Raw genomic sequence first — 23,859 nt, 5'->3', positions numbered from 1 at the left:
TTTGGCAAACAGATATAGATAAAAGATACTTAAAAAATATGACGTCACCTCAACTGAGATAACACCATGAAAACAATAACACTCCCCTATTGGGGTCAAATCATTGGCTTAGTCAGTAAGGCCAACAGTACCCAAGCGGCAACTCAAAAGGCAACCAAGCAGGATGGGCGCAGTTTTTTTATTACCTGCCAGCAGCAAGCATCTGCCACGTTCTTATACGTCCTTGATCAACAAGGTGAGCAATTTAGCTTATCGACAACTGCGCTACCTTGTGCGATGCAAGCCATCACCGTGATAGATGACAATACGGTGGTAATGATTGGTGATGATGGCCATCTTTATCAAATGGATTGGCAAGCAAAGAAAGTTAAGAAGGCCAGTACTAAATCCTTGCTCGATACACCAGTTAATCTGCCTGACAATAATATCAGTGATAGTAATGTACAATCTGCTATAGGCCGTGCCGTAGCAATGGCGCCACTGCAAGATGCGCTGGCTATTTTATATCCAAAACACATCGTGGTATGGCCTTATCAGGACAGTCAAGCCAGCAGTACTGTCATCATCGAGCCTTATTCATCTTCTATAGCAGCATCAAGTAAGGAGTCCGTATTAACAGCGCTAGCAACCTCCAACGATGGCTCATGGCTAGTGGTAGCAGATAAAACAGGAGATGTTAGTAGCTATCAATGGACCTCAGATGAAACCCAGCTCAATCTAAGTAGCCGCAAAAAACTCCATCAAGGTAAAGTAAACGCGCTGTGTTTTGAGCCAGTCGGTCAGTACTTTTTCTCAGCCGGCACAGATAAGTGCTTGTACCGTACTCATGTCCAAGGCGATCTGCATCCTGTTAATAGAGCCAAGTCTAGCCAACACAGCGAAATGATCACGACGCTTTGTGTCTCAGACACTCGGTTGTTTACTGCCGCCGATGACAAGAGTGTTAAGTCATGGGCATTTGATAAGGGTCAGCCAAATAGCTGTAAAGAGGATCTAACCAAAGCTCGACAGATCGTCGTATCTTCTTACGCTGAACAACTAACGCTCATCGTAGTCAGTGCCGATCAGAGCTTACGTTTCATACCTATTGACCATACTCAAAGTACATCACAAAATAGCAAGCTGCTACCAGTCGCTTATATCATCAAAGATGGCTATCAGAGAATCAGCCAATTACTGACAGATACTTCAAACAATAATGATGTTTCGTTTAAAGAAGGTTTGGCGCTGCTACAAGCGCAAGCAGACGACCAAACATTAGAGCTGGTTGAAAAATTACTTACTGATAGCGACACGCTCACGGCCAACCAAGCATTGCAATTGGTACAGTGGATTGCGACAACCAAACTGGATAAAACCGCTCATGTATTAGAGCAGCAACTAAGCTCGGCGCACAGTGCAAAAGTACGTCTTGCTGCTTTTCATGCCTTGGCCGACCGCTCAGACACGACGAAGCGCCCGCTGCATTATCTAGAAGAAGCCTTTAAAAACCGTTACTACGAAGAGGTGGTGGCTTCTGCTTTACAAGGGTATCTAAAGATCGCAATGAAGGATGCCTCGAGCCAGCGCCGCATTTTACCTATCTTAAGAGAAGCGTTGTCACACAGTTTTGCAAATATTCGCAAGCAAGCATTGGCCTCGCTTGAGATACTATTGCCAGACGATAGCCCTCGAGCAGATTTGATGGCTCTAGACAGCCATCAATCAGACATTGTCCAATCAGGTCTAATTCGTCTGTATCAACGCGGTATGCTAAGCCACCTTGAAGTCTCGCGTCAGCTGATGCTACTACAAAACCATCGTGATACAGAGATTAGGCAAACGGCGTTTTACGTCTCATTACTGTCTCAGCCCAAGTTAATAGAGGCGTTGAAACAGCAAGGTGACACCCAAACATTACGTACCCTAACTGATTTTGATGACTTTCGCTTACTACGTGGCACGCTACTAGATAATGCTAACAGCACAGAGGAAAATAATAAGAGTGTTAAACAATCAGAATCCGATGAGGCGATCCGTTTAACCTTATCCACGCAAGATTTTATCTCACAAGCAGATGACACCCAATCACCTAAGTCTAAGAGTAAGAGTAAGAGTAAGGCTAAACCGACTGAATCTATAAAGCTAAGCAATGACACGTTAGAGCCTTTATTACAAAGCTTAAGCAATAGTCACGAAGACATCAGTTTCCGAGCGGCTTATGCGCTGGCTTGTCTGCAAGACAAACGTGCGTTTGGCACCCTGATTAGTCTAATGAGCCTTGAGGACAACGGCAGCATCCGTGCTGGTGTCGCCACCGCGCTTGGTCATTTAAATATAGAAGACGCCAAAGCAGTCCTACCGACATTACTAGACGATAAGGACGCTGGCGTGCGCCAAGTGGCCATGCAAGCCTATGGTAAATTGGCAGACAATGCATTGTCTTGGGCAGCGACGGGTTTTGCCTCTAAGCATCAAGATATTCACGAGCAGTCTTTAGCGCTGTTTTTAAAGCATGTCGCACCGGATAGCTCCAGTAGCCGTAATAGTAATGATAAAAGCGCTCAGATGTCGTCAGAGATGACAGACATACTGCTACAAGCGTTAAACAACCCTTTTACCAGTATTCGGTTAGAAGTGGTTAAAGTTTTGTTAAACCGCCAATTCGAGCAGTCATCTGACAATGTTTCTAAAAATGCTTCTGACAGCGCTATCGTTGACATCATCGAACTATTACAGCAAAGCCTCTTTGAAGACGTGCATCAAGTTGCGATAGAAGAATGGCAACGTATGTTGCTGTCGATGACATCGAAACATAAATCCAATAACACTGAAGAAACTAATCACCAAAAGACTAATCAAGCCGTTTTGACCTTGTTTTTCGCAGATACGTTTGCCGCTATCCGTAAGCAAGCCTTTGACATAGCACTTAAGCAAAGCAAGCATTTAGGGTTTACTGACGTCATGTTAAATGCGCTTGCCAGCCCTTATGCGGATACCAAGCAACTGGCTCTGACGACAGTGCAAGCCCGCGCCAATACTAGTCAGTTGACACAACTGATGCCAGCGCTAGTGGCTATGCTCGCTGATGACAGTGTTGAGCTGCGCAAACAAGCTTTGACGGTCGCTTTGGCGCTGACTGACTTACAGCCGACTATTTTAGCTGATCAAAATAGCACCGATGATCAATCAAGTCATCACGATGCCTTAATCACTGCAGCCTTAAATAGCCCTTATCCTGATATCCAGCTAACAATAGCTCAACTACTGGCCAGCCAATCTCGCTTATATGCTAACGAAGAACAGGCAAAGCGGAGTGATGAGCAAGCGTACCACGTATTCCAGCACTATCTAGAACTGCCTATGCCCCCTCATGACCGCTATACCCAGTGGCACAGTGAGGTAAGCCAAGCACTGCTTGGTTTGTCTAAATTAGCATACCCATCAAGGCATGATGCGCTGGGTTGGTACACTAAATACTTACATCATCCCGATGCCGATTTTAAATCACTTGCACCAAAACTCACGCAAATAGTCTCTTTTGAGGACATTGATCGACTGGTCAAATGGCAAAAAGATGAACGCGCTATCATCAGTCAATCTGCCAGTTTGTGTTTGGCTATTTTAGGTGATGCAAGAGGACAATACTTCCTCACTCATGACATGAAAGGCGAAACAGACAACCTTAGTACGCTTGTTGCACCGATGACGCCTACTCATTGGCTACAAGCGCAACATGGTTTAGGTATTACACATGCACGGCAATTACAGCCTTTGTTTAAGTCAGAGTCTTATGCAGTAGCAGCCAGACTATTATTGATATTCAATGACTTACAAGGTGGTAGGCAAGCTTCTGAAACAGACGTTATTTATACTGTCAGACCCAGCCGACTGATAGAAGCATTAAGCTTTGCCGATAATGACACGGCAATAGTCTATGCCAATATACTCGCTCGTTACCCCAATGACGTACAACACCCTAATAACCAGCAAGCCCTATCGTCAGCGTGGCAGTATCTGAGTGATTACTTATCACGTCAATTAGGCGGTGTTTTATCGTCTCATTCTGAAGTCATCACGATGATGATGGATGCCATGCCAAACACGGCAGATAAAAGCAGCGCTAAAGAAAAACCGCATAATACGGCTTCTATCCGAGCAAGTGTCCTGACAACCGTCAGTACCGAAAACTTACAACAGCTCGCCAACCTCAGTCGACATCAGCAGCCATTGGTACGCGCACAAACTATTGACGTTATCTGCAACTTATCTGAATTACTCGCCCATGACTACTATGACGATGAGGACGATATTTTTGAGACATTACAAAAATGGCAACGCAGTTTGCAGGTATTGTTAAGTGCTCACCCAGTTACGGCCATCGTTAATGATGTAGCAGGCGATACGCAAGCAGCTGGTAGCTCTCCTACTGGCAAACAAGACAGTTCTGAGGTGCATTATCCATACCAGTCTCTTGCCTTTGGTGCTTGGATTGGCGTCATACGCGCAGGTGATGATTATTACTCTAATAGCAGTACCACAGACCAAGCCATTCGAGGGTTGATGTGGCTTGCTACTCAATCATCGCAGCTTGATGCTAATAACGATGAGGACTGGCGAGACAGTACCAGTCGCGTGTTATTGCCATTATTGAACCATAACAGTTTTGACACTCGTGAATTGGCTTGGGAATGCTTGTACAAGCTAAACATGCCTGCCAAAAAGCTGGCTGACTATGCCATGAGTACACTCTATCGAGATATGGTAAAACGCGGCTTGGATTTATTGCTAGATACCACAAAGAACGATGCTGTACAGCAGCAGAGTGAAACGATGGACACGGCCACCGTCACTAGTAGCGCAAACCAACAACTCATTGATTTATTAAAAACCAATAATCACACTTTAGCAGAAGAGGCTTATCAGCTGCTTAAAGGTCGATTAGGTCATCTGCCTGCCAGCCTACTTGGACTACAAACCTATTGTCAGTCGCTACTGTCTCAGATCGTAGCCGAATGGAAACAAGTCATTGTCACGCCCTTTGAAAATAGTCAATCGCCTTTAGCGCAACGTCAAGACAAACTGACGTTTTTGTTGCACGCTATCAAGAGTGATGACTGGAATGCAAAGTATCAAGCACTTAGTCAACTGGTTGAGTTTTATGACGTACTCTTTGCAGACAGCACGCTATTTAATAACTTGTTTGATTTTGCTGAAGACGCTCAGGCAAGCAATGAGAAATATCGTAGTTGGAACTTACTCGTTGAGGCACTCACGTCGTACCAATTCATCAATAAGAACACTTTAGATGGTCATTTAGAGAGCAGCTTTGATATTGTCGCTGCTGAACAGGTTGCCAATGAAGCACACTCACGACTATTAGCCTTACTTGATGATCCACATATCAACAAACCTAAACAGGTTATTTATTCCGATATCGCTGACCTGCGTAATACGTATTTGGTTGCGCCGTTACTACAGCGTTTAGAGAACCTGTTTGAGCGCGCACCAGAAAAGCATAAAGAGGAGCGTCAACATCTATTTGATACCTTAGTAAAAATCAGTGGTTACGACCAAAAAATTGAGGATTATTTGGACGAGTGTGAAGACACTCGTTGGTTACAATGTCAATATCCAAGAGACCCGCAAGTATTGTTGTCATTGTTTACCACCCTTATGAATCACAGTGATTATGCTCATGCCGCGCAGCTGTTACCGTCACTTGCATGGGTGAAGTCAAGCGGCAACGATTTATCCTCGCGCATTGATGCTGCTTTAGCGCTAGCTTACGAGCAGATGCCAGCTAACCATACCTTTAAATTGGTCGAGGCACTAGCCTATCGTGCTGAAAGACGACATAGCAGCATTGCTTCATTACAAAATGCCCTGCGTAATAAAGACGCCGATGTGCAATTTGTCGCGGCTGAAGGACTGGCTAAATGCGGTCATACCGATGGTATCAATATATTGATGGCCACGATAGATTATAATCCTGATGCTCAATTACGCAGCCGTAGTGTGTTAGCCATTGGCGAGCTGCTGGGCAATAATAACCAAAATAAAAATGCTAAAAATACCCACTCACCTGCGGAAAATGTAGATAAAAACTTACAGGTTCATATCTTATACAAAGCCTATGATAAGTTAATCAAATTGGCTGAAGATGACGAGCATTACCTGCAAGATGTGGCCAGTGAAGCATTGGGCCGTCTTGCACAAGGTGGCGACTTCGAGCACAGTCTACATATTTTTGAGCTACTAAAATCACATCTGTCAGACCCAACATTGACAACAACCAACCCAGCCATTATTCATTGGTTAAATGGACTGCGCTGGCTCGATACAATGCCTGCTTGGGAACAAATCCGCAGCTATATACGTATTCATCTTGATAAAGCCATATTTTTCCGTCCACAAAGACATGCGGTATGGTTACTGCAGATGAATGATAACGATGCCAATAAAGCATTAATCTTAGATATCTTAAAGCAAAAAAACTTAGACCGTGCTGTGCTCATGGCGGCTTATACGGCTGCACAGAAAACTTGGGGCAGTCTCGCGGCGCAGATTTATCCTTATGATTGGGCAGCCATCCAAAGCCATAATAATGACTTTATAGAAGACACAGAGCATTTGAGTTTAAAACGTATCATTGATAATAGCAGCATCGATGAGCTAGCAACATTCATTACACAGCATGGCGCACACTTGCCAGCCGATACCTTGATGGCACTGCAAAATGCCATTATGGCCAAGCAAGACATGCCAACATCGCAGCTGACCGCATTGATTAACAGTAATAATGCTCTGACACAGCATATTGGACTATGCTATCTGATCCAGTATCCTACCCACTATCTTGATAAAGAGATGGTTGCGACGTTGCAGCAGCGTTTTGGTACTGCAAGCGAGCAATGGCATACGCTTATCGACACCATCAACCGCAGTCCAACGACCATCAATAATAGTCAGTGGATTGATATGGTTGAGCAAGTGCGTGGCACCATCAAACAACTGGTTTGGCTAATCATGCGTCATGTCTCCATCACGACAGCCAAAGGAGCTGTCGACAAAGCAGCTACTAAGCAGATCGCGGCAATGCTTGATTGGCTCAATGATGCGCGTCAACCACTGACTATCACCTCCGTTCCATTACTCTCTACTACCGTCAGTGATTGGTGGCAGCAAGCGCTGTTAGCATTGCTGGCCAGACCAGTCGCTGAAGATAATATGCTATCAAGCATCGTGCCAACGTTGAGCGCTGTATCAGAAGCAACTCAATCGCAGCTCACTTATGACAACCAAACCTTACTATCAACGCTACTAACTCGTATTGAAAAAAGCGGTACATCTACCCAAAAATCCATAATAACTGTAGTAAAGAATGCTCTGAAAAACAATGCGCTAAAACATAAGGGCTCGTCTACCGAGATACCAATCAATCAACAGCTGCTACAGTGGATCAGAGCAAAAGATTCTGATGCACTCTATCATTGTGCGAGTAATGACAACATGGAGATGACGGTTCGTATCCGTGCCATAGAAGCGCTTGGGCAGCTACATGATCCAAATATTGAACAATGGCTGACGACACTCATGGCACATGAAAATTCAGACATTCAAAAGCTTGCTTATAAAGTACTGCGCCGCTGGCAGCGTGCCATGATACGAGCACAACAAAAGCGTCCGTTGTCATCTGGCAATATGGAGTCGCAATCTAGCTCGACCATCGCAGCACAAAATAGTCAGGACAGCAGTCAAAAAAGCAATCAGGATGAAGGAGACAGTCAATGACTACAGATAACCAATTAGATCAAGCGTCAGAAGAAGTAGCAAACACTGATGGCGTGATGATGCAGTTGGACTACGCCGCACCCAGCCAGATCAGTCACGTTAATGAATCTTCAGGTTCACTGTCGGAGGAGCAAACAGCCGAACACACTCAGCATGTGGCACTATTTGCTCAGCTGAATCGACCGGAGGTTAACTTCCACGGCAAGATCAAGTCTCCCCTTGTCTTTCGTGACAGTTTGCTAGCACTATTTGATGTGGTGAGTAGTGATTATCGCTATGTGCCAAAAGACCGCTCAGCGTATACGGTATTTATGCAGATGCGCCGTGCCAGCAGCAACAAAAACCTATTTACTGCGCAGCGTGATTATTTCACGTGGTTGTTCAACAATGACCCACTGGCCTTCTGTATTTTAGACCCTCTTATTCAAGTGCATGAGCAAGGTGTCAGCTTTGAGGTATTTAGCCGTGATGAAGGCTGCTATGCTCAGCTGACATTGACGAATGAGATTTTTGAGAAAAGTGCTAAACCCACCCTTGGCACTACGAGTATTGATTATAGTGCGGCTTTATTTAACGGTATTGAGAAAATTCGCGACCACCAACAAACAATATTAGACATTGGTCACGAAGCGGTCTGCTTACAGTTACTTGAAACCACACCAGATACGGATAATGGTGAGGTAAACAGTACAAGTACTGATAGTGCAGTAACTAAACCCACCGTAAAAAAACAGATCATAGAAAAGCGCATCAATGTGCCTAAAAGCTGGATCAGAGCACTGTTACAAGTACAATCTGCAGGTCAATTGCCACAAGACACCATTCATCTTGATCCAATCGCGCTATACAACGTGCTGTTTGAGCTGCGCATGCATGCTGATATCAAAGGTAAACGCCGCGGATTGTTGATTGAGCTTAGACCTCAGCAGCTGCCAGTGATTATATTAGAGCCTTTTGATATCACTGTCACAAGCCAAGTTAGCCAACAGCAAAAGCCCTATCAAGGTCAACAAGCGAAGCTGATTCGCTTATGGGGTCGCCGTCGTCTCAGCCTATTAAAACGTCTGTTACCACATACTGACAGCGTTTCGGTATCGCTACTTGGGCAAGGCATGCCAAGCTATTGGACACTAAAAGGCAAGGGCTTTCATTTCACCTTTGCCATGACAGGCTTTAGCCAAGCCAACTGGTCGCAGTCATTGAACTTTGACTTACTGCTACCCAAGCGTCCATTACACAATACATTAGCTGCTAGTGAAGACTTATCAGACAGTGGTAAAGCAACTTTAAATGACAGCGATGATGATAGTAACGACAATGATGGCTTGTCTATATTAATTAAAACACTGGCTAACACTCCTAGTACTCTAGAAGATTTGGTAAAGTTGCTATCAGCAGATGCTTCATTAACATCTGTGCCTGTTTCTCACCAACAAATCCAGCAATGGTTACTGTCAGGCACTCAGCAAGGATTGGTTCGCTATGAGATGGCGACGCAGCTGTATCACTACAGACCTTTGACCCAAGTGCCGCTTGATATGGCACAGTTCGCTTATCACAATGAGGCAGAAAAGCAGGCTTTTGATTTGATTAGCCGTACGGATGCTGTGCAGAAATTCTCCGTTGAGACTGTCGCTGTCAAAGGTATCACCATCCGTGCAGATATTCATGTCGAAGAAGACAGACGTACTTATCACAGCCAGCTGCAATTAGGCGACGAAGGACTGGTGACCAAAGCAGAATGTAGCTGCCCGCAGTACTTGCAGCATCGTCTCACTCATGGTGTGTGTGCGCATCTTATCGCGCTGCGTCTTAGGTACAACCAATACGACCCTAATAACACAGGTAATGAAAGCTGGCATGACACTCGTGTCTTAAGTAAACGCGTACCAATTAAGCGCTTTAATCAGCCTAAAAATAATCAAGAAAGCGTACAAGTAAAAGCAGCCAATAGCTCGTTGATGACATTGCCTTCTGAAACGATGCTTGATTTGACGGCCTTAGCCCAACCAGCTGCTCACTCGCAAGCGACTGCAAACGATAAGATACAAACGTTAACCGCACAAGAGACCTCTATTGCTTATGTTTACATCACCATTGCTCATAAGAAGATTACGATTGAACAAACAATAGGTGACAAGGATACGCGCCAGCAACTGGTGTTTAATCAACCAGCCCAAGCCAAAGCCGCTTTTTTACAACATATTGCTAGATTTGAAGCCAAAGGCTTTATCGAAAACCAAGGGATGTAATGTATGACCACACAAACAGCCAATAATAACGATTACATAAGTCCTGAGCCAGTATCAACCCCTTTTGAGCGTCAGTGGCGACAATTATGGCAAGATATCGAGCTGGCAGGCGGACGTTACCAATACGTGCAACAGCAGCTGGTCAGTCAAGGCTTTATGGTCGATCGTCAACCTGTCGACAACATGAGTCCGAAAGAACGTGAGCGCTATAAAAAAGCCTTAAAAAAGGAGGCTGCAGAAGAGAGAATCCTCAAAAAATCAGCTTGGCAAGCATACAAAGCGCATCACATGGTTCATCTTGGCCGTCATGTATATTGGTCAGACGATACCAGTACCGATAAGTGGGATGTAAAAGATGCGGCCAATCGGCTGATTGAAAACAAACTGCCGCTGCTGCGTAAACATAATGAGCTGGCAGAAGCGGTGAACCTTACCATCCCGCAGTTAAAAGGTCTATGCTATCAAAGAGAGGTCGCCACCAATTTATCTTATTCGCATTTCACGATTGCCAAACGTAATGGCACAGCGCGTCAAATCTGGTCACCCATACCGCGTTTGAAGTTTGTGCAGCGCTGGGTATTGCATAATATTTTGAACAATTTAACGACGCATGGTGCCGCGCACGGGTTTGTACGTGGTAAATCTATCGTGACTAACGCGGCAGTACATAGCAATAGCGAACTACTTATCAAGTTAGATGTTAAAGATTTTTTCCCTAGCGTGAGCTGGCGCCGTGTCAAGGGGGTCTTTCGTCATGCTGGTTACCCAGAGCAAATTGCCACATTATTGGCACTACTATGTACAGAGTCGCCCAGACAAGTGGTGCAACAAGATGGCGTTACCTACTATGTGGCATTGGGCGATAGAGCTTTGCCACAGGGCGCGCCTACCAGTCCGGCATTAACGAACATCGTTTGCTTAAATCTAGATCGCCGCTTAACGGGACTGGCAGAAAAATTAGGCCTACGTTATAGTCGTTATGCCGATGATTTGACCTTTAGTGTGCCCGCAATTGACGACGCACAACCTAAATCTAGCACTAAAGCGACGGCCAGCACCGTAAAAAAACAAGCTGATATGCAGCACAACAAGATGATCGGACAGCTGCTCGGCTCAGTCCATAAAATATTACGTGAAGAAGGTTTTGCGTTGAATAATGATAAAACACGTGTGATTCGTAAAGGCAGTCAACAACAAGTAACAGGTATGGTCGTCAATGGACAAGGTGTGCCAAGAGTATCTCGTCAAATCAAAAAAATGTTGCGTGCAGCCGTACATAACCTAGAGGCAGGCGGACAATTGCGCGCAGATGAAACCTTTAACACCTTGTCAGGATATGCTGCTTGGATAGCTTCAGCAGAGCCAGAGCTGGGACATATCTATCTAGATAGAATTGAGCGTTTGCAAGTGCAACAAGAGACACCTGCATAAATATTTGTTTGTATTTATCAAAAATGAGTATTAGAAAAATTCCATTTCTAATACTCATGCTTATCTCAGCGAGGTATATTAGCGCAAAAATATATTTTCATTACACCAATAAGAACGGTGCAGTACGACTGTTTTTTGACTGAGCCACGTCATGTGGTATACCTTGAGCGACAATTAACCCGCCCGCATTCCCTGCCCCTGGCCCAATATCAATAATCCAGTCGCTATTGCTAGCCACTTGCATATCATGCTCAACCATAATGACGGTGTTACCAGCATCGACGAGACCATTTAATTGCGCCATTAGCATGGACACATCAGCAGGATGTAGACCTGTGGTTGGCTCATCTAATATGTAAAGTGTGTCGCCTCGTTGTGTGCGCTGTAACTCAGTGGCAAGCTTAATACGTTGTGCTTCACCGCCCGACAGTTCAGTGGCGGGCTGACCCAAGCGTAAGTAACCAAGTCCAACTTGTAGCAACGCGTCTAGCGCCCGCAAAATAGGCGCTTCATCAACAAAAAACTCATGAGCTGCTTCAACCGTTAAGTTCAAGACCTCCGCAATGTTTTTATCTCGATAAGTGATTGCTAGCGTTTCTTCATCATAGCGTTGACCGTGACATACCTGACAAGGCGCATAGACGCTTGGCAAAAACAACAGCTCAACACTGACAAACCCTAAGCCTTCGCAATTTGGGCAGCGGCCTTTTGTCGTATTAAACGAGAAACGACCAGCATCATAACCAGATGCTTTTGCTTGCTTGGTTGCAGCAAACAGCTTACGCACGTCATCGAATAATCCAGTATACGTTGCCAGATTCGATCGCGGCGTACGTCCAATCGCTTTTTGGTTGATATTAATAAGACGACGGATGTGCGCCATGCCAGTGACGATTTCACCACCTGTGTCTGCTTCAAGCTCCTGCTCAAGCAAGTCTGCCTCACCTACGGGTGCTTCCGCGACTGTTTTTTGACCCAATGCTTCATTGATGAGCTCTACCAACGCTTGGCTGACGAGGCTCGATTTTCCTGAGCCCGAAACACCGGTGACACTTGTCATCACCCCAAGCGGAAACGCAACGTCTAACCCTGCTATATTGTTGCGCTCGATGTTTGCAAGCTTGAGCCATGCTGTCGGCTGTCTTGTGTTAGATTTTGACTGAGCATTAGCCGTATCGTTGGCAAAGAGATATTGACCAGTATGCGACTGCGCAACGTCACGCAGTCCATCTACAGGTCCACTATAGACAATCTCGCCACCATGCGTGCCTGCCTTTGGCCCGACATCGACTACCCAGTCTGCATGCCTAATGACACTGACATCATGCTCAACGACAAACACCGAGTTGCCAGACGCGATTAGCTCATCCAGCGCTCCTAACAGCGCTTGAGTATCGGCAGGATGCAGCCCTGCCGATGGCTCATCAAGGACATAGACCACACCAAAAAGCTGTGAGCGAATCTGGGTTGCCAGTCGTAGTCGCTGCAACTCACCAGGAGATAGTGTTGGTGTGGTGCGCTCAAGCGAAAGATAGCCCAAACCAAGCCTTGTCAGTGCCTCAACACGAGAGAGAATATCACTGGCAATACGCTGGGCAACAATCGCTTTTTCACGGTTTGGTGTCTCATCAGCTACCTTAGTACGCGCTGTTTTTTCCAGTTTTTGTGCCATTTCAGTTAGCGTTAGCTGTGATAGCTCTCCGATATCGAGTCCTGCAAACTTAACCGATAGCGATTCTTTTTTTAGTTTTTTGCCATGGCATTCTGGGCACTCAGATATCTGCATAAATTGCGAGACACGTTTTTTAGTACGCGGACTTTGAGTAGTTGCAAAAGAATGCAGAATAAAGTTTTTGGCACTGGTAAAAGTACCCATATAGTTTGGCTTTTCGCCCTTCTCAATCGCATCACGCGTTTGCTCAATATTATATTCAGGATAGACAGGCACCGTTGGCGTTTCATTCGTAAATAAAATCCAGTCGCGGGTTTTTTTCGGGAGTGTGTGCCAAGGCTTATCGATATCATAACCCAGTGTGGTTAAGATGCGACTGAGATTTTGACCTTGCCACGCTGGTGGCCATGCCGCAATCGCACGATCACGTATGCTCTTGGTGCTATCTGGTACTAGCAGTTCTTCAGTGACTTCAAACACGCGACCGATACCTGAACAAGTCGGACAAGCACCGTCTGGTGTATTCGGAGAGAACGCATCGGCATATAGCATTTCTTGATTTTCTGGATACTCTCCTGCTCGTGAGTACAGCATACGCAGACCATTAGATATCGTCGTCACACTACCGACGGAAGAGCGTACTGAGGGCGTACCGCGCTGCTGCTGTAAGGCGACTGCTGGTGGCAATCCTTCTATGGTATCGACATCTGGCTCATCAACTTGATCAATCAGTCGTCTCGCATAAGGCGATACTGAATCAAGATAGCGGCGCTGTGACTCGGCAAACAATGTACCGAATGCCAAAGAAGACTTCCCTGATCCAGATATACCAGTAAAGACCACTAGCGCATTACGAGGTAAATCAATATCAACGTTTTTTAGATTGTGAACGCGCGCACCTCTGACCTGAATGCTTTCCTGGTCGGGGTTATAAAGAGCATTCTTCACTGGGCTTGTCTTATTCACTTTTTCTTCTAATTTTTTTCGGTTCGCCATAATGCTATTTTTCCTATTGAGTCGTCGTTTCTTTCCAACGAGTCTGGGGTATTTATACAATTGGGAGAAATGTTAACACGTACTTATGCAAGGCCATGGCGAGGCTTACGTATCAATATCATAGACAGACAAAACAATAACTTAAGTCACCCAATAATCAATAATAAAAAAAACCCACATCAATGCGGGTTTTTTTAGCAATAAAGTATTGTTAGGATAATGGTGACTTAGAGATTAAGACACCACTAAGCGCATCAATTGGGTACTGATATAACCGCCAAATGTCCCTACTGCATAACCTAAAATACCCAAAAATACCCCAACAGGTGCAAGTGATGGATGAAAGGCCGTCGCGACAATCGGAGCTGATGACGCGCCACCAGTATTGGCATTGGAACCCACTGCCAAAAAGAAAAACGGCGCACGAATCATCCTAGCCACAGCAAAAATAATGACGACGTGAATACTCATCCATAAAAAGCCGATGAGCAATAGCCGCCACTGAGAGACGATACCCGCCAAATTGATCTGCATACCAATCGCTGCGATTAATACAAAGATAAATACCGTACCAATTTTGGATGCGCCCACATGATCAAGACGACGAATTTTGGTGAAAGAAAAGATAACACCTATCAAAGTAATAATCACCACCATCCAAAAGAATGAACTGGCAAAACTATATTGTACTGCCCATTTGTATGGGGCAAAAAAACCTGCAATTTGCCCACCAACAAAGTGTGCGACCCCTACCATGGCAAAGCACAAACCAAACATCACCATCAAGTCATTTAAAGTCGCTGGACGAGCATTATCACGCTCATAATTCTCAACTGCTTTAATCACTTTATCAATACTACTAGTATCCGCCCTCAATAGCCGATCTATCTTATCGCCATGCTTAGCCAATACCAAGATAGCCAATAACCATAATGAAGCGTTGGTGGTATCGACCAAAATCATCATGCCAAATAAATCATCACTGACGCCAAACAGCTCCTTCATCGCTGCTTGGTTGGCCGCGCCGCCTATCCAACTGCCCGCTACGGCAGAAAATCCTCGCCACAATGTATCATCGACAAACATTTCAGGCGATATCCACTTAGCGATACCTAAGCTAATGGGGCCACTGATGATGATAGCTATACTGGCAGCGAAAAACATTGCAATCGCCTTCCAACCTAAACCGAGTATCTTTGGTACGTCCATAGACAAGGTCATCAACAGCAAACTTGCTGGCAATAAATAAGTGGCGGTAAAGCCATAAATCTGTGAGCCAATACCGTCAGCGAAGATGCCTAAGCTATTCAGCGTCGCAGGTATAAAGCAACACAGTACAATACCGGGCAATACCGCATAAAAGCGCCGCCAGAATTTACCCGGTAATCCTTGGGTATAAAAAACCAAACCGATAATAGCCATAATGATGCCAAAGGCTAATGGCAAACTATCAATAGTTAAATGGGAAATGTTGGGCATCAACTGACTCCGCAGCACACGATGAATAAAAGCTTGTTAGTATAGACAAGGCAAAAAAGACACGCAAGCAACTCCCTATTATCCCCTACTCGATTTTAAGTATTTGTGTAGGTGCAAAGCAATCAATCATAAATACGAGGCTGAGCATATCATGCAAGGTTTCAGTGAGGTTAAAATTATAACTATTTGCAGATACTTTGACTGTCTTCGTCATTTTATATCGTTATTAATATCAAACCTGTAAACACAAAAAAGCCAGATAGCAAGTATCTGGCTTTTTTAGTGCTATTTTTAGACGATTAATGAATCAATAATTTTAATCGCCAAATATAACCGTATTACGAGTTGTTACCACGGTTTCCGCCGTTTGGACGACCTTGGCCACGGCTGTCAGAACGACCAGCTGGACGGCCTTGGCTGCCACTTGGACGACCACGACCAGTTGCAGCACGCTCACCACGTGGAACGCCAGTGCTGTCGCCACGACTTGGACCACCAGTGCGCTTACCTTGATAAGGCTTGCCACCTGAACGCTCATTTGGTTTGCCTGACGTGTCACGTGGCTTACCTTGATAACCGCTGTCATTGCTAGCACGTTGACCAGTTGCAGCGCTGCTGTCACTTGAGCGACCACGAGCATTAGCAGGATTGCCTTGATAGCCACCGCTTGAGCGACCACGGCCTTGACCATTACCGCCACCATTAGAGCGACCACGGCCGCGACCACGACCATTACCTTTGTTTTCGCTAGGTACATAAGTTTTCTTAGGCTCCATGCCTTCGATGATACATACTTCCATTTTGCGATCTAAATAACGGTTAATAGCGTTTAGCTGTGGACGATCATCCATGCTACATAAGCTGATAGCCACACCAGTACGACCAGCACGACCACAACGACCGATACGATGGACGTAGTCTTCCGTTTGACGCGGAAGATCATAGTTAATAACGTGCGAGATAGCTGGAATGTCTAGACCACGAGCAGCAACGTCAGTCGCTACCAGGATTTTTACTTTGCCATTACGCAAGTCTTGAACGATACGGTTACGCTTGCTTTGTGGCAAGTCGCCATGTAGGAAGCTGGCTTTATGACCGGCTTCTTGTAGCTGTTTGGCCAGTTTTTCAGTGCTACGTTTGGTAGCAGCAAAGATAATGATCTGTTCCATATCTTGCTGGCAAACGATTTTGTCAAGTAAACGGTTCTTATGTTCGAAATCATCACAGTAGTACACTTTTTCTTCGATGTGTGCAGATTCTACTTTGATAGATACGCGCTCAGGGTTCTTAGTGAAGCTGGCAGCAATTTTACCTACTGGGCCATCCCAAGTTGCTGAACACATGATGGTTTGACGATCAGTAGGAGCAGCACGCAAGATGTCACTGATGTCATCAGCAAAACCCATGTCTAGCATGCGGTCAGCTTCGTCAAGTACCAATACTTCTAGGTTTGACAAGTCAACGCGGCCTGCATTGATATGGTCAAGTAGACGACCAGGGGTCGCAACGATAACTTGAACGCCTTTTTTTAGAGCAGTGATCTGACCATTGTATGGTGCGCCGCCAACTAGTGGCACACAGAACAAACCGCGCATGTCTTTAGAGTATGTACGTACGCTATCATGTACTTGCTGAGCAAGCTCACGCGTTGGCGTTAGGATAAGTGCTTTGGTTAGTTTGTCAAAGCTAGTAGCACGGCTCAAACGGTCAAGTACTGGGATAACGAATGCGGCTGTTTTACCACTACCCGTTTGCGCTGACAACAAAAGGTCACGACCTGCTAGAGCAAAAGGAATCGCTTGTGCTTGGATAGGCGTTGGGTTGGTGTAACCACTGCGATCAAGTGCAGTTAGAATAGGCTTAGCGATGCCAAGATCAGTAAAAGTAACTTGGTTTTCGTCAACAGCGTCAGTAGTAGCCGCTTGATTATTAGTATCAGTATTTGGAGTGTCAGTGTTTTCGATGATGCCGTTTTCAGCGGCGATTGCAGATAAAATATCAGTCATGAGAATCCTTGGTAAGTATAAGTTGCTGTAAATTCAGCAAGCTTGATGCATACCACTGATAACCGTTCACCACGCTGCCTTTATTAAAGAATTATCGGACCACATGTAAGTGTCGATAATCAGAAGCCAAGCCAATAAAGCTTAGAGCCTCTACAATAAATGCGTTCGTGCTGTCTGACGTATTTTGGTGGTAGTGCCGAGTGTCTCATCCTTGTTTGATATAAGCGTATTATTGATGCTTTGTCCAAAGCAGATAATCGCGAATAACAACCAATTTAAACCATATTTATGGTTCGGTAGATAAGATATGAGTCAAAAATAACTGATATTTTCATTACAGGCTATTTAAGTACACAAAATCATCGGCAACAATTACTTATGGTCATCCTAGACCCAAAATCGCAGGCGATGTTATCAATCTCATAATTCACGAAAGCCTAAGCTAACGTGGCGACGCAGTATAGCACAATAAAATATTATATGTAGCTATTTATTCAAATTATAGGTAAATAAAGCAAATTTGCTTATAAATATGCGCATTCAATAAGCTTAGCAATGCGGCTAACGCACCATATTAACTTCAGTGACATACGTTGGCAGCTGCCAAGCACCGCCCGCTTCAATCATGCGACAAAGCCCTGTAGTGCTTTCATGACTTTTCTCAAACGCTTTGCCTGTCCATATCCAATCCGTCTTGCTTAAGCAGTCACCGATGCCGCGACCTCTTTGTATGGAAGTGATTTTGCCCTTATCGTAGCCAGTGGCGTTGGTGGTTACCAAGATTGGCTTATAAGGCTTACTGTCATTAATGACCCACATGCCTGCACCTGCATTATACGCACCCGTCCAGCAATCGTGTTGTGCTAATAATTGTGAGCCATTTAGTCGACTCACACGCCATGGTGATTTATCTGATAGATTGGGACAGTCACTATCTGCATCTTTCATGGTGCCTTTCATCAGCGCAGCTAGCTGCGACGATTTCATGACAAACTTTTTATTATCGCTAGAGACGGCTTTCGGATTAGGCGTTACGAAGCGCAGTTTTGGTGCGGACTTGGGTGGCAATACAGTGCTATTTGGTTTGGCGGCACTATCAGTATTGATAAAGGCAGATGATGTCCCTACTCGACCTTGGGCTTCGTCTGCTTTTAGCATGACAGCACTAGCACCTTTATCAGAGAGCTGCCAGCGCGAGTTACGTAGCACCAGCTCAATTTTACTTGATTTAGTCAGTGCCTCTAGTAGCGCTGTCACTTGTGTTGGGGTCAGCTCGGCATTTCCTGCTGCTGCTGAAAAAGGCTTGGTCTCACCATAGTCTCTACCATTGATAAACAACGATATACGGTGACGACTGCCAAGTTGCATCAAGGCCTTAGACGAGCTTTCTTTAGCACCGCCAAGCTTTACTTTGCCATCCACACCCGCATTTGCGCCTGCGCGGCGTATGAGCAATACCGATATAGGGAATTCGCTATTATTTTCTGCTTGATAGCCTGCCAGCCGGCATGTACGGGTATTATCACAGACTACTTGCCAGTCTTGATTGGTAAATTCAACGCCATTGCTGGCCATAGTCACTGTGCTAAATAAAGCTGCGCTGATAGCAGCAAACATAGGTAATCGTATTTTATTTTTTATCATTAACAAGAGTATCTTTTTTATTTTTTTAGGATGCGTGGTTAAGTCGGGTTTGTCTTGCAATATTGAATGTTGATCAGCGTCTATCTGTTGACAGTTCTGAATGGCGCTGAGTGTCGTATTGGCAACTTTTAAACCGTTAGTCATTGCCTGTAGTGAGAAGTTGATCCGTTTACGGTTATCATTCTTCATAATCGTTATCCATCAATATAGTCAACCACATCTCAATTCAATCGGATACGCTGGCAGACTCACTCAGCCTACTTTGGGTAGCACTATCACTCGCCTTACTGGTATCCAAACGATGTTAAATCCATTAAAGCAGCAGTGTAAATCCCTGCTGATTAAGGTAATATCTGCTATCTTAACGCACTGATGTTTCTATCTGTTGTACTAATGTACCATTGTGTAAACAGGTGAGTGTATATCTATTTAAATATAACTATATATGAATACAGAATAGCAAGATGGCTAAAAAAATCAAGGCTGATAAGCACATCGCCTATCAGCCTGGTTATTTTTATAGAGGTATCTGCTATCGGTTGCTTTAGTCAATAGGCTTCAATGATAAGTCTACAGCACGCTTAACAGCTGGACGTTCAGCAATTGCCTGTGCCCAGCGTTTCAGATGCTTGTAGTCATCAACTTGCAGGAACTCTGCGGCATCATAGAGCTTACCAAGCACCAATTGTCCATACCACGCCCAAATAATCATATCCGCAATATTATAATCAGCTTCGTTGTTGCCACACATATAAGTGCTGGCTTTTAGATGGGTATCTAATACATCAAGCTGGCGTTTGGTTTCCATTGTATAGCGGTTGATTGGGTACTCCAGTGGTTCAGGCGCATAAGCATAAAAATGTCCGAAGCCTCCACCTAAGAAAGGCGCACTGCCCATCTGCCACATGACCCAAGACAAACAATCTGCCCGTGCTTTACCAAGTGATAAAGGCATAAATTGGCCGAATTTCTCTGCAAGATACATCAAGATAGCGCCAGACTCAAAGAGCGCGATCGGCTCCTCGCTGCTAGAGTGATCAACCAAGGCTGGAATTTTTGAGTTAGGGTTTATTGCCACAAAGCCAGAACCAAACTGATCTCCCTGAGAGATATCAATCTTATAGGCATCATATTCCGCACCTTTAATACCAAGCTCGGCAAGCTCTTCTAACAGTATATTTACCTTGACACCATTTGGTGTATTCAATGAATACAGCTGTAAGGGCGCATCACCTACCGGCAGCGCTTTATCATGGCGAGCACCCGCTGTTGGACGATTGATGCTGGCAAACTTACCACCGTTATCTTTGTCCTGCGTCCAAACTTTGGGCGGTACATATTTATCACTTTGCCCATCGGTATCATTGCAAGCTTTGTTGTTTTCCTGACTCATAATATATCCTCAGTTTATCTTTATCGTGTTGTTGCTACTTCTGTTTATGTTGGCTTCAGTCGTTAGCGAGGGTTTACTATAACGATAACTAGCCTTGGTATTAAAGTCTTCTCTTGTAAGCAATGTTAATACTATTGTCTCTAAACGCAGTATTCCATAACCTCAACGGCAAGCCGTTACTTTGATTCTCTTTTATTATGATTGAGTCTTTCTTATACTACTCGACTTATATAGCGAATTAGTCATTAATAGACTATTTTGCTCGTTTTATGATGGGATATCTAATGAGATTTACATGGTAACGCTAACCCCGACACAAGATAAATACTTGCCCTATGTGCTAGCGGTGGCGCTATTTATGCAAATTTTGGACGCCACTATATTAAATACGTCATTGCCGCAGATGGCACAGGCGTTGGGTGAGTCTCCTTTAAAGATGCAGTGGGCAGTGATTAGTTATGCGCTAACTTTGGCCATATTTATTCCCATCAGTGGTTTTTTGGCCGATAAATATGGCACGCGCCGAGTATTTTTGGCAGCGATTATTATTTTTTGTATTGGTTCGCTGCTATGTGCCGCGTCGCCTACGTTAGATTTTTTGATTGGCTCACGGGTCATCCAAGGTATTGGCGGGGCGATGATGACGCCGGTGGCTCGCTTAATATTGGTCAAATCCTATCCACGCAATAAACTGTTGACCGTCATGAATTTTGCGGTGATTCCTGCCTTGGTAGCACCGCTAGTAGGCCCTGTCTTAGGCGGCTATATCGTACAATACACCAGCTGGCACTGGATATTTTTGATCAATATACCAATGGGTATTGCAGGTTTTATCTTGGGCAAAAAATTGGTGCCTGCATTATTTGAGGATACTAAGCGTCTTGATTGGACAGGGTTTGTGTTATTTGCGGCAGCGGCTTGTGGGTTTACCCTTGCCGTAGAATTCGGCTCACAGGCTGGTCGAGGGTTTTATGGTTTGTTACTTAGTTTGCTTGCCAGTTTGTTAATAGGCGCCTACGTCTGGCACGCCAAGTGTCGTCAAGCACCATTATTCCCCTTGAGTTTGTTTGACATTCGCACCTTTCGTATTGGCATCACTGGCAACTTATTTACGCGCTTAGGCATCAGTGCGGTGCCATTCTTGTTACCGCTGTTGCTGCAAGTGGTGTTTGAATACTCACCGTCGCAGGCAGGTTGGCTACTTGCACCTATCGCGGTCGGTGCCATCGGTATCAAGCCGTGGGTAAGTAAGATTATTCAGCGTTATACCTATCGTAAGGTTCTGGTCTACAATACTTTGTTTATGGGCTCACTTATCCTTGTATTGGCACAATTTAACGACGCCTCCCAGTGGCTGTGGTTTATCCCTATTTTGACCATAATGGGCGCTTGTAACTCAATGCAATTCAGTGCGATGAATACGATTACCATTGGCGACTTACAAGGGACACAAACCAGTAGTGGCAATAGCTTGATGGCGGTTAATCAGCAACTGGCCATTAGTTTCGGTATTGCCTTTGGGGCAGCGGTACTGACGCTGTTACGTGAACGCCTACAAATGGATACACTGACAGCGTTTCAAACCACCTATTGGATACTTGGGGTGTTAACTATCCTCTCAGGGCTGTACTTTTTGCGACTTAAGCCTGAAGATGGGCGTGGCTTATACTGAGACGCTTATATAGCAAGCATTGTCAAATATTAGACATAAAAATGCCAGCGTGTGGTGTGGTTTATAATCACTCACATGCTGGCATTTTTAGAGCATACTACGATTCATTGCAACAATAATAACCCATTAAGGCGCATCATCATCCATTTGTGATTGGATATAGCGCTCAGCCCCAATACTCTCTATTAGATCTTCCTGCGTTTCTAACCAGTCTTGATACTCTTCATTACCATCTTTTAGCGTCACTAATAGCTGGCGCGACACATAGTCAGACTTAGTTTCACATAGGGCTATGGCATCGGTAATGATATCGAATTTTTGTTTTTCTAAGCGCAAATTGCACTCAATAATCTCTGGCACATCTTCACCGATGAACATCTTGCCGTAATCTTGCAAATTTGGTAAGCCACCTAGCAATAAAATCCGTGCAATCAGCTCATCAGACCATTTCATCTCAGCGATGGATTGCTTATAAAAGCTTTCATTAAGGGCTTCTAATCCCCAATGACGCGCAATGCGAGCATGTAAAAAGTACTGATTAATGGCAATCAATGACTGTCCGAGCACTTTGTTTAAAGCGCGAATGACCTCTTTATCCCCTTTCATTATGTCTCTCTCCCTACTATATGTGTATAAGCTAAATATTATGACCGTTCATATCTGTCGTGGCATTAGACAAGATTGGGAGTGACTTCAGCCATTTGGCTTTGTAGATAATTGGGCAGACCGATCATATCAATTAAGCGCAATTGTTGCTCAAGCCAATGCGCATGGTCTTCTTCAGTATCTTTTAGTTGCTCTACCAACATCTCACGCGTGACATAATCGTGCTCTGCTTCACAGAGAGCAATACCGTCTTTTAAGTGCTGCTGTACTTGATACTCTAGCTCAAGGTCCAGTTGCAGCATTTCAGGAACAGTGGCACCGATATTGATGGCATTGACCGTCATTTTTGGCGTACCGCTCAGCATTAGAATACGGCGAATGATAGCTTGGGCGTGTAGTGTCTCATCTTCCATCTCATGATGGATACGATCGTACAGTTTGCCATAATGCCACTCAGCATACATTTCTGAGTGAATAAAATACTGGTCACGCGCTGCCAGCTCACCGCCTAACAAAAAATTCAAATAATCAATGACTTTTGGGCTACCTATCATAACCTATACTCCCCTATTTATATTTTACAGACCACCATAAATTCATAATTATCCATATAAGGATAGTACTATTGGTAAACTGCTCAGTAAAGATCAAAATCAAAAAAACGTCTTACAACGTGAGACAGATATAGTAGCATATAGGCGCTATACAGCTTGTAATGTTATGAACTAAGAATAAGATGCTAATTGAGAATCATAATTAGCTAGCTTTAGTTGGCGCTGGTTACCGCAATAATGGCTGCTAATGATGCTCAATATCATTTAAGTAGGTGTATGAGTAAAGTTATACGGACGCTCGCAACTTACCCTTTATGTATAATGAACAAAGGATAAGTGCGAAATAGAATGTATGTGGTGTCGAGGCGCATTAGTGATATT

At 44.5% G+C, this 23,859-nt stretch carries 11 protein-coding genes; 4 read left to right on the top strand and 7 right to left on the bottom strand.

Annotated elements, in window-relative coordinates:
• The first annotated feature begins 66 nt into the window (after positions 1–66).
• From JMX93_RS12660 to JMX93_RS12650, 3 genes are read left to right on the top strand one after another with little or no spacing between them, the layout of a single operon-like run.
• Entirely contained in the window at positions 67–7,773 is a 7,707-nt protein-coding gene (locus JMX93_RS12660) for a HEAT repeat domain-containing protein (protein ID WP_499204927.1), read from the top strand.
• The gene (locus JMX93_RS12655) at positions 7,770–10,025 is read left to right on the top strand and encodes a hypothetical protein (RefSeq protein WP_499204926.1); all 2,256 of its coding nucleotides are present in this window, start codon (positions 7,770–7,772) and stop codon (positions 10,023–10,025) included. The genes JMX93_RS12660 and JMX93_RS12655 overlap by 4 nt, the downstream gene beginning before the upstream one ends.
• 3 nt (positions 10,026–10,028) lie before the next feature.
• Positions 10,029–11,456, top strand: coding sequence for a reverse transcriptase family protein (locus JMX93_RS12650; RefSeq protein ID WP_499204925.1), 1,428 nt, complete (start codon positions 10,029–10,031; stop codon positions 11,454–11,456).
• Positions 11,457–11,556: 100 nt separating this feature from the next.
• On the opposite strand, the gene uvrA is transcribed toward JMX93_RS12650, so the two are convergent.
• From uvrA to yghU, 5 genes are all read right to left on the bottom strand, one after another.
• Positions 11,557–14,124 carry an excinuclease ABC subunit UvrA gene (uvrA, locus tag JMX93_RS12645; protein ID WP_499204924.1) on the bottom strand — a complete coding sequence of 856 codons (2,568 nt, stop codon included), beginning with the start codon at positions 14,122–14,124 and terminating at the stop codon, positions 11,557–11,559.
• Between the two features lie 234 nt (positions 14,125–14,358).
• Complete coding sequence (locus JMX93_RS12640; protein ID WP_499204923.1) at positions 14,359–15,603, bottom strand: DUF819 family protein; 1,245 nt, start codon at positions 15,601–15,603, stop codon at positions 14,359–14,361.
• Between the two features lie 338 nt (positions 15,604–15,941).
• Entirely contained in the window at positions 15,942–17,609 is a 1,668-nt protein-coding gene (gene csdA / locus JMX93_RS12635) for a DEAD/DEAH box helicase CsdA (protein WP_193007387.1), read from the bottom strand.
• Between the two features lie 561 nt (positions 17,610–18,170).
• Positions 18,171–19,442 carry a DUF1176 domain-containing protein gene (locus tag JMX93_RS12630; RefSeq protein ID WP_499204922.1) on the bottom strand — a complete coding sequence of 424 codons (1,272 nt, stop codon included), beginning with the start codon at positions 19,440–19,442 and terminating at the stop codon, positions 18,171–18,173.
• 355 nt (positions 19,443–19,797) lie between these two features.
• The gene (gene yghU / locus JMX93_RS12625; protein WP_443540896.1) at positions 19,798–20,646 is read right to left on the bottom strand and encodes a glutathione-dependent disulfide-bond oxidoreductase; all 849 of its coding nucleotides are present in this window, start codon (positions 20,644–20,646) and stop codon (positions 19,798–19,800) included.
• Between the two features lie 295 nt (positions 20,647–20,941).
• Between yghU and JMX93_RS12620 the strand changes: the two genes are divergently transcribed.
• Positions 20,942–22,318, top strand: a complete 1,377-nt coding sequence (locus tag JMX93_RS12620) for a DHA2 family efflux MFS transporter permease subunit (protein WP_499204921.1) — start codon at positions 20,942–20,944, stop codon at positions 22,316–22,318.
• A gap of 126 nt (positions 22,319–22,444) precedes the next feature.
• Here the strand turns inward: JMX93_RS12620 and bfr (JMX93_RS12615) are convergent, their stop codons facing one another.
• Together bfr (JMX93_RS12615) and bfr (JMX93_RS12610) are read right to left on the bottom strand one after the other, a co-directional pair.
• Complete coding sequence (bfr, locus tag JMX93_RS12615) at positions 22,445–22,924, bottom strand: bacterioferritin (protein WP_193011480.1); 480 nt, start codon at positions 22,922–22,924, stop codon at positions 22,445–22,447.
• 65 nt (positions 22,925–22,989) lie between these two features.
• Positions 22,990–23,478, bottom strand: coding sequence for a bacterioferritin (gene bfr, locus JMX93_RS12610; protein ID WP_499204920.1), 489 nt, complete (start codon positions 23,476–23,478; stop codon positions 22,990–22,992).
• Positions 23,479–23,859: the final 381 nt, after the last annotated feature.

This window comes from Psychrobacter muriicola 2pS (genome assembly GCF_904846535.1).
GTDB classification, from domain to species: Bacteria; Pseudomonadota; Gammaproteobacteria; order Pseudomonadales; family Moraxellaceae; genus Psychrobacter; species Psychrobacter aquimaris.
This window is presented reverse-complemented; position numbering and strand designations above follow the sequence as displayed.

Excerpts from the sequence above, each read along its gene's own strand:
- bfr (WP_193011480.1), bottom strand. The coding sequence starts at position 22,924 with ATGAAAGGGGATAAAGAGGTCATTCGCGCTTTAAACAAAGTGCTCGGA.
- csdA (WP_193007387.1), bottom strand. The coding sequence starts at position 17,609 with ATGACTGATATTTTATCTGCAATCGCCGCTGAAAACGGCATCATCGAA.
- JMX93_RS12630 (WP_499204922.1), bottom strand. The coding sequence starts at position 19,442 with ATGAAGAATGATAACCGTAAACGGATCAACTTCTCACTACAGGCAATG.
- JMX93_RS12620 (WP_499204921.1), top strand. The coding sequence starts at position 20,942 with ATGGTAACGCTAACCCCGACACAAGATAAATACTTGCCCTATGTGCTA.
- bfr (WP_499204920.1), bottom strand. The coding sequence starts at position 23,478 with ATGATAGGTAGCCCAAAAGTCATTGATTATTTGAATTTTTTGTTAGGC.
- uvrA (WP_499204924.1), bottom strand. The coding sequence starts at position 14,124 with ATGGCGAACCGAAAAAAATTAGAAGAAAAAGTGAATAAGACAAGCCCA.
- JMX93_RS12660 (WP_499204927.1), top strand. The coding sequence starts at position 67 with ATGAAAACAATAACACTCCCCTATTGGGGTCAAATCATTGGCTTAGTC.
- JMX93_RS12655 (WP_499204926.1), top strand. The coding sequence starts at position 7,770 with ATGACTACAGATAACCAATTAGATCAAGCGTCAGAAGAAGTAGCAAAC.
- yghU (WP_443540896.1), bottom strand. The coding sequence starts at position 20,646 with ATGAGTCAGGAAAACAACAAAGCTTGCAATGATACCGATGGGCAAAGT.
- JMX93_RS12650 (WP_499204925.1), top strand. The coding sequence starts at position 10,029 with ATGACCACACAAACAGCCAATAATAACGATTACATAAGTCCTGAGCCA.
- JMX93_RS12640 (WP_499204923.1), bottom strand. The coding sequence starts at position 15,603 with ATGCCCAACATTTCCCATTTAACTATTGATAGTTTGCCATTAGCCTTT.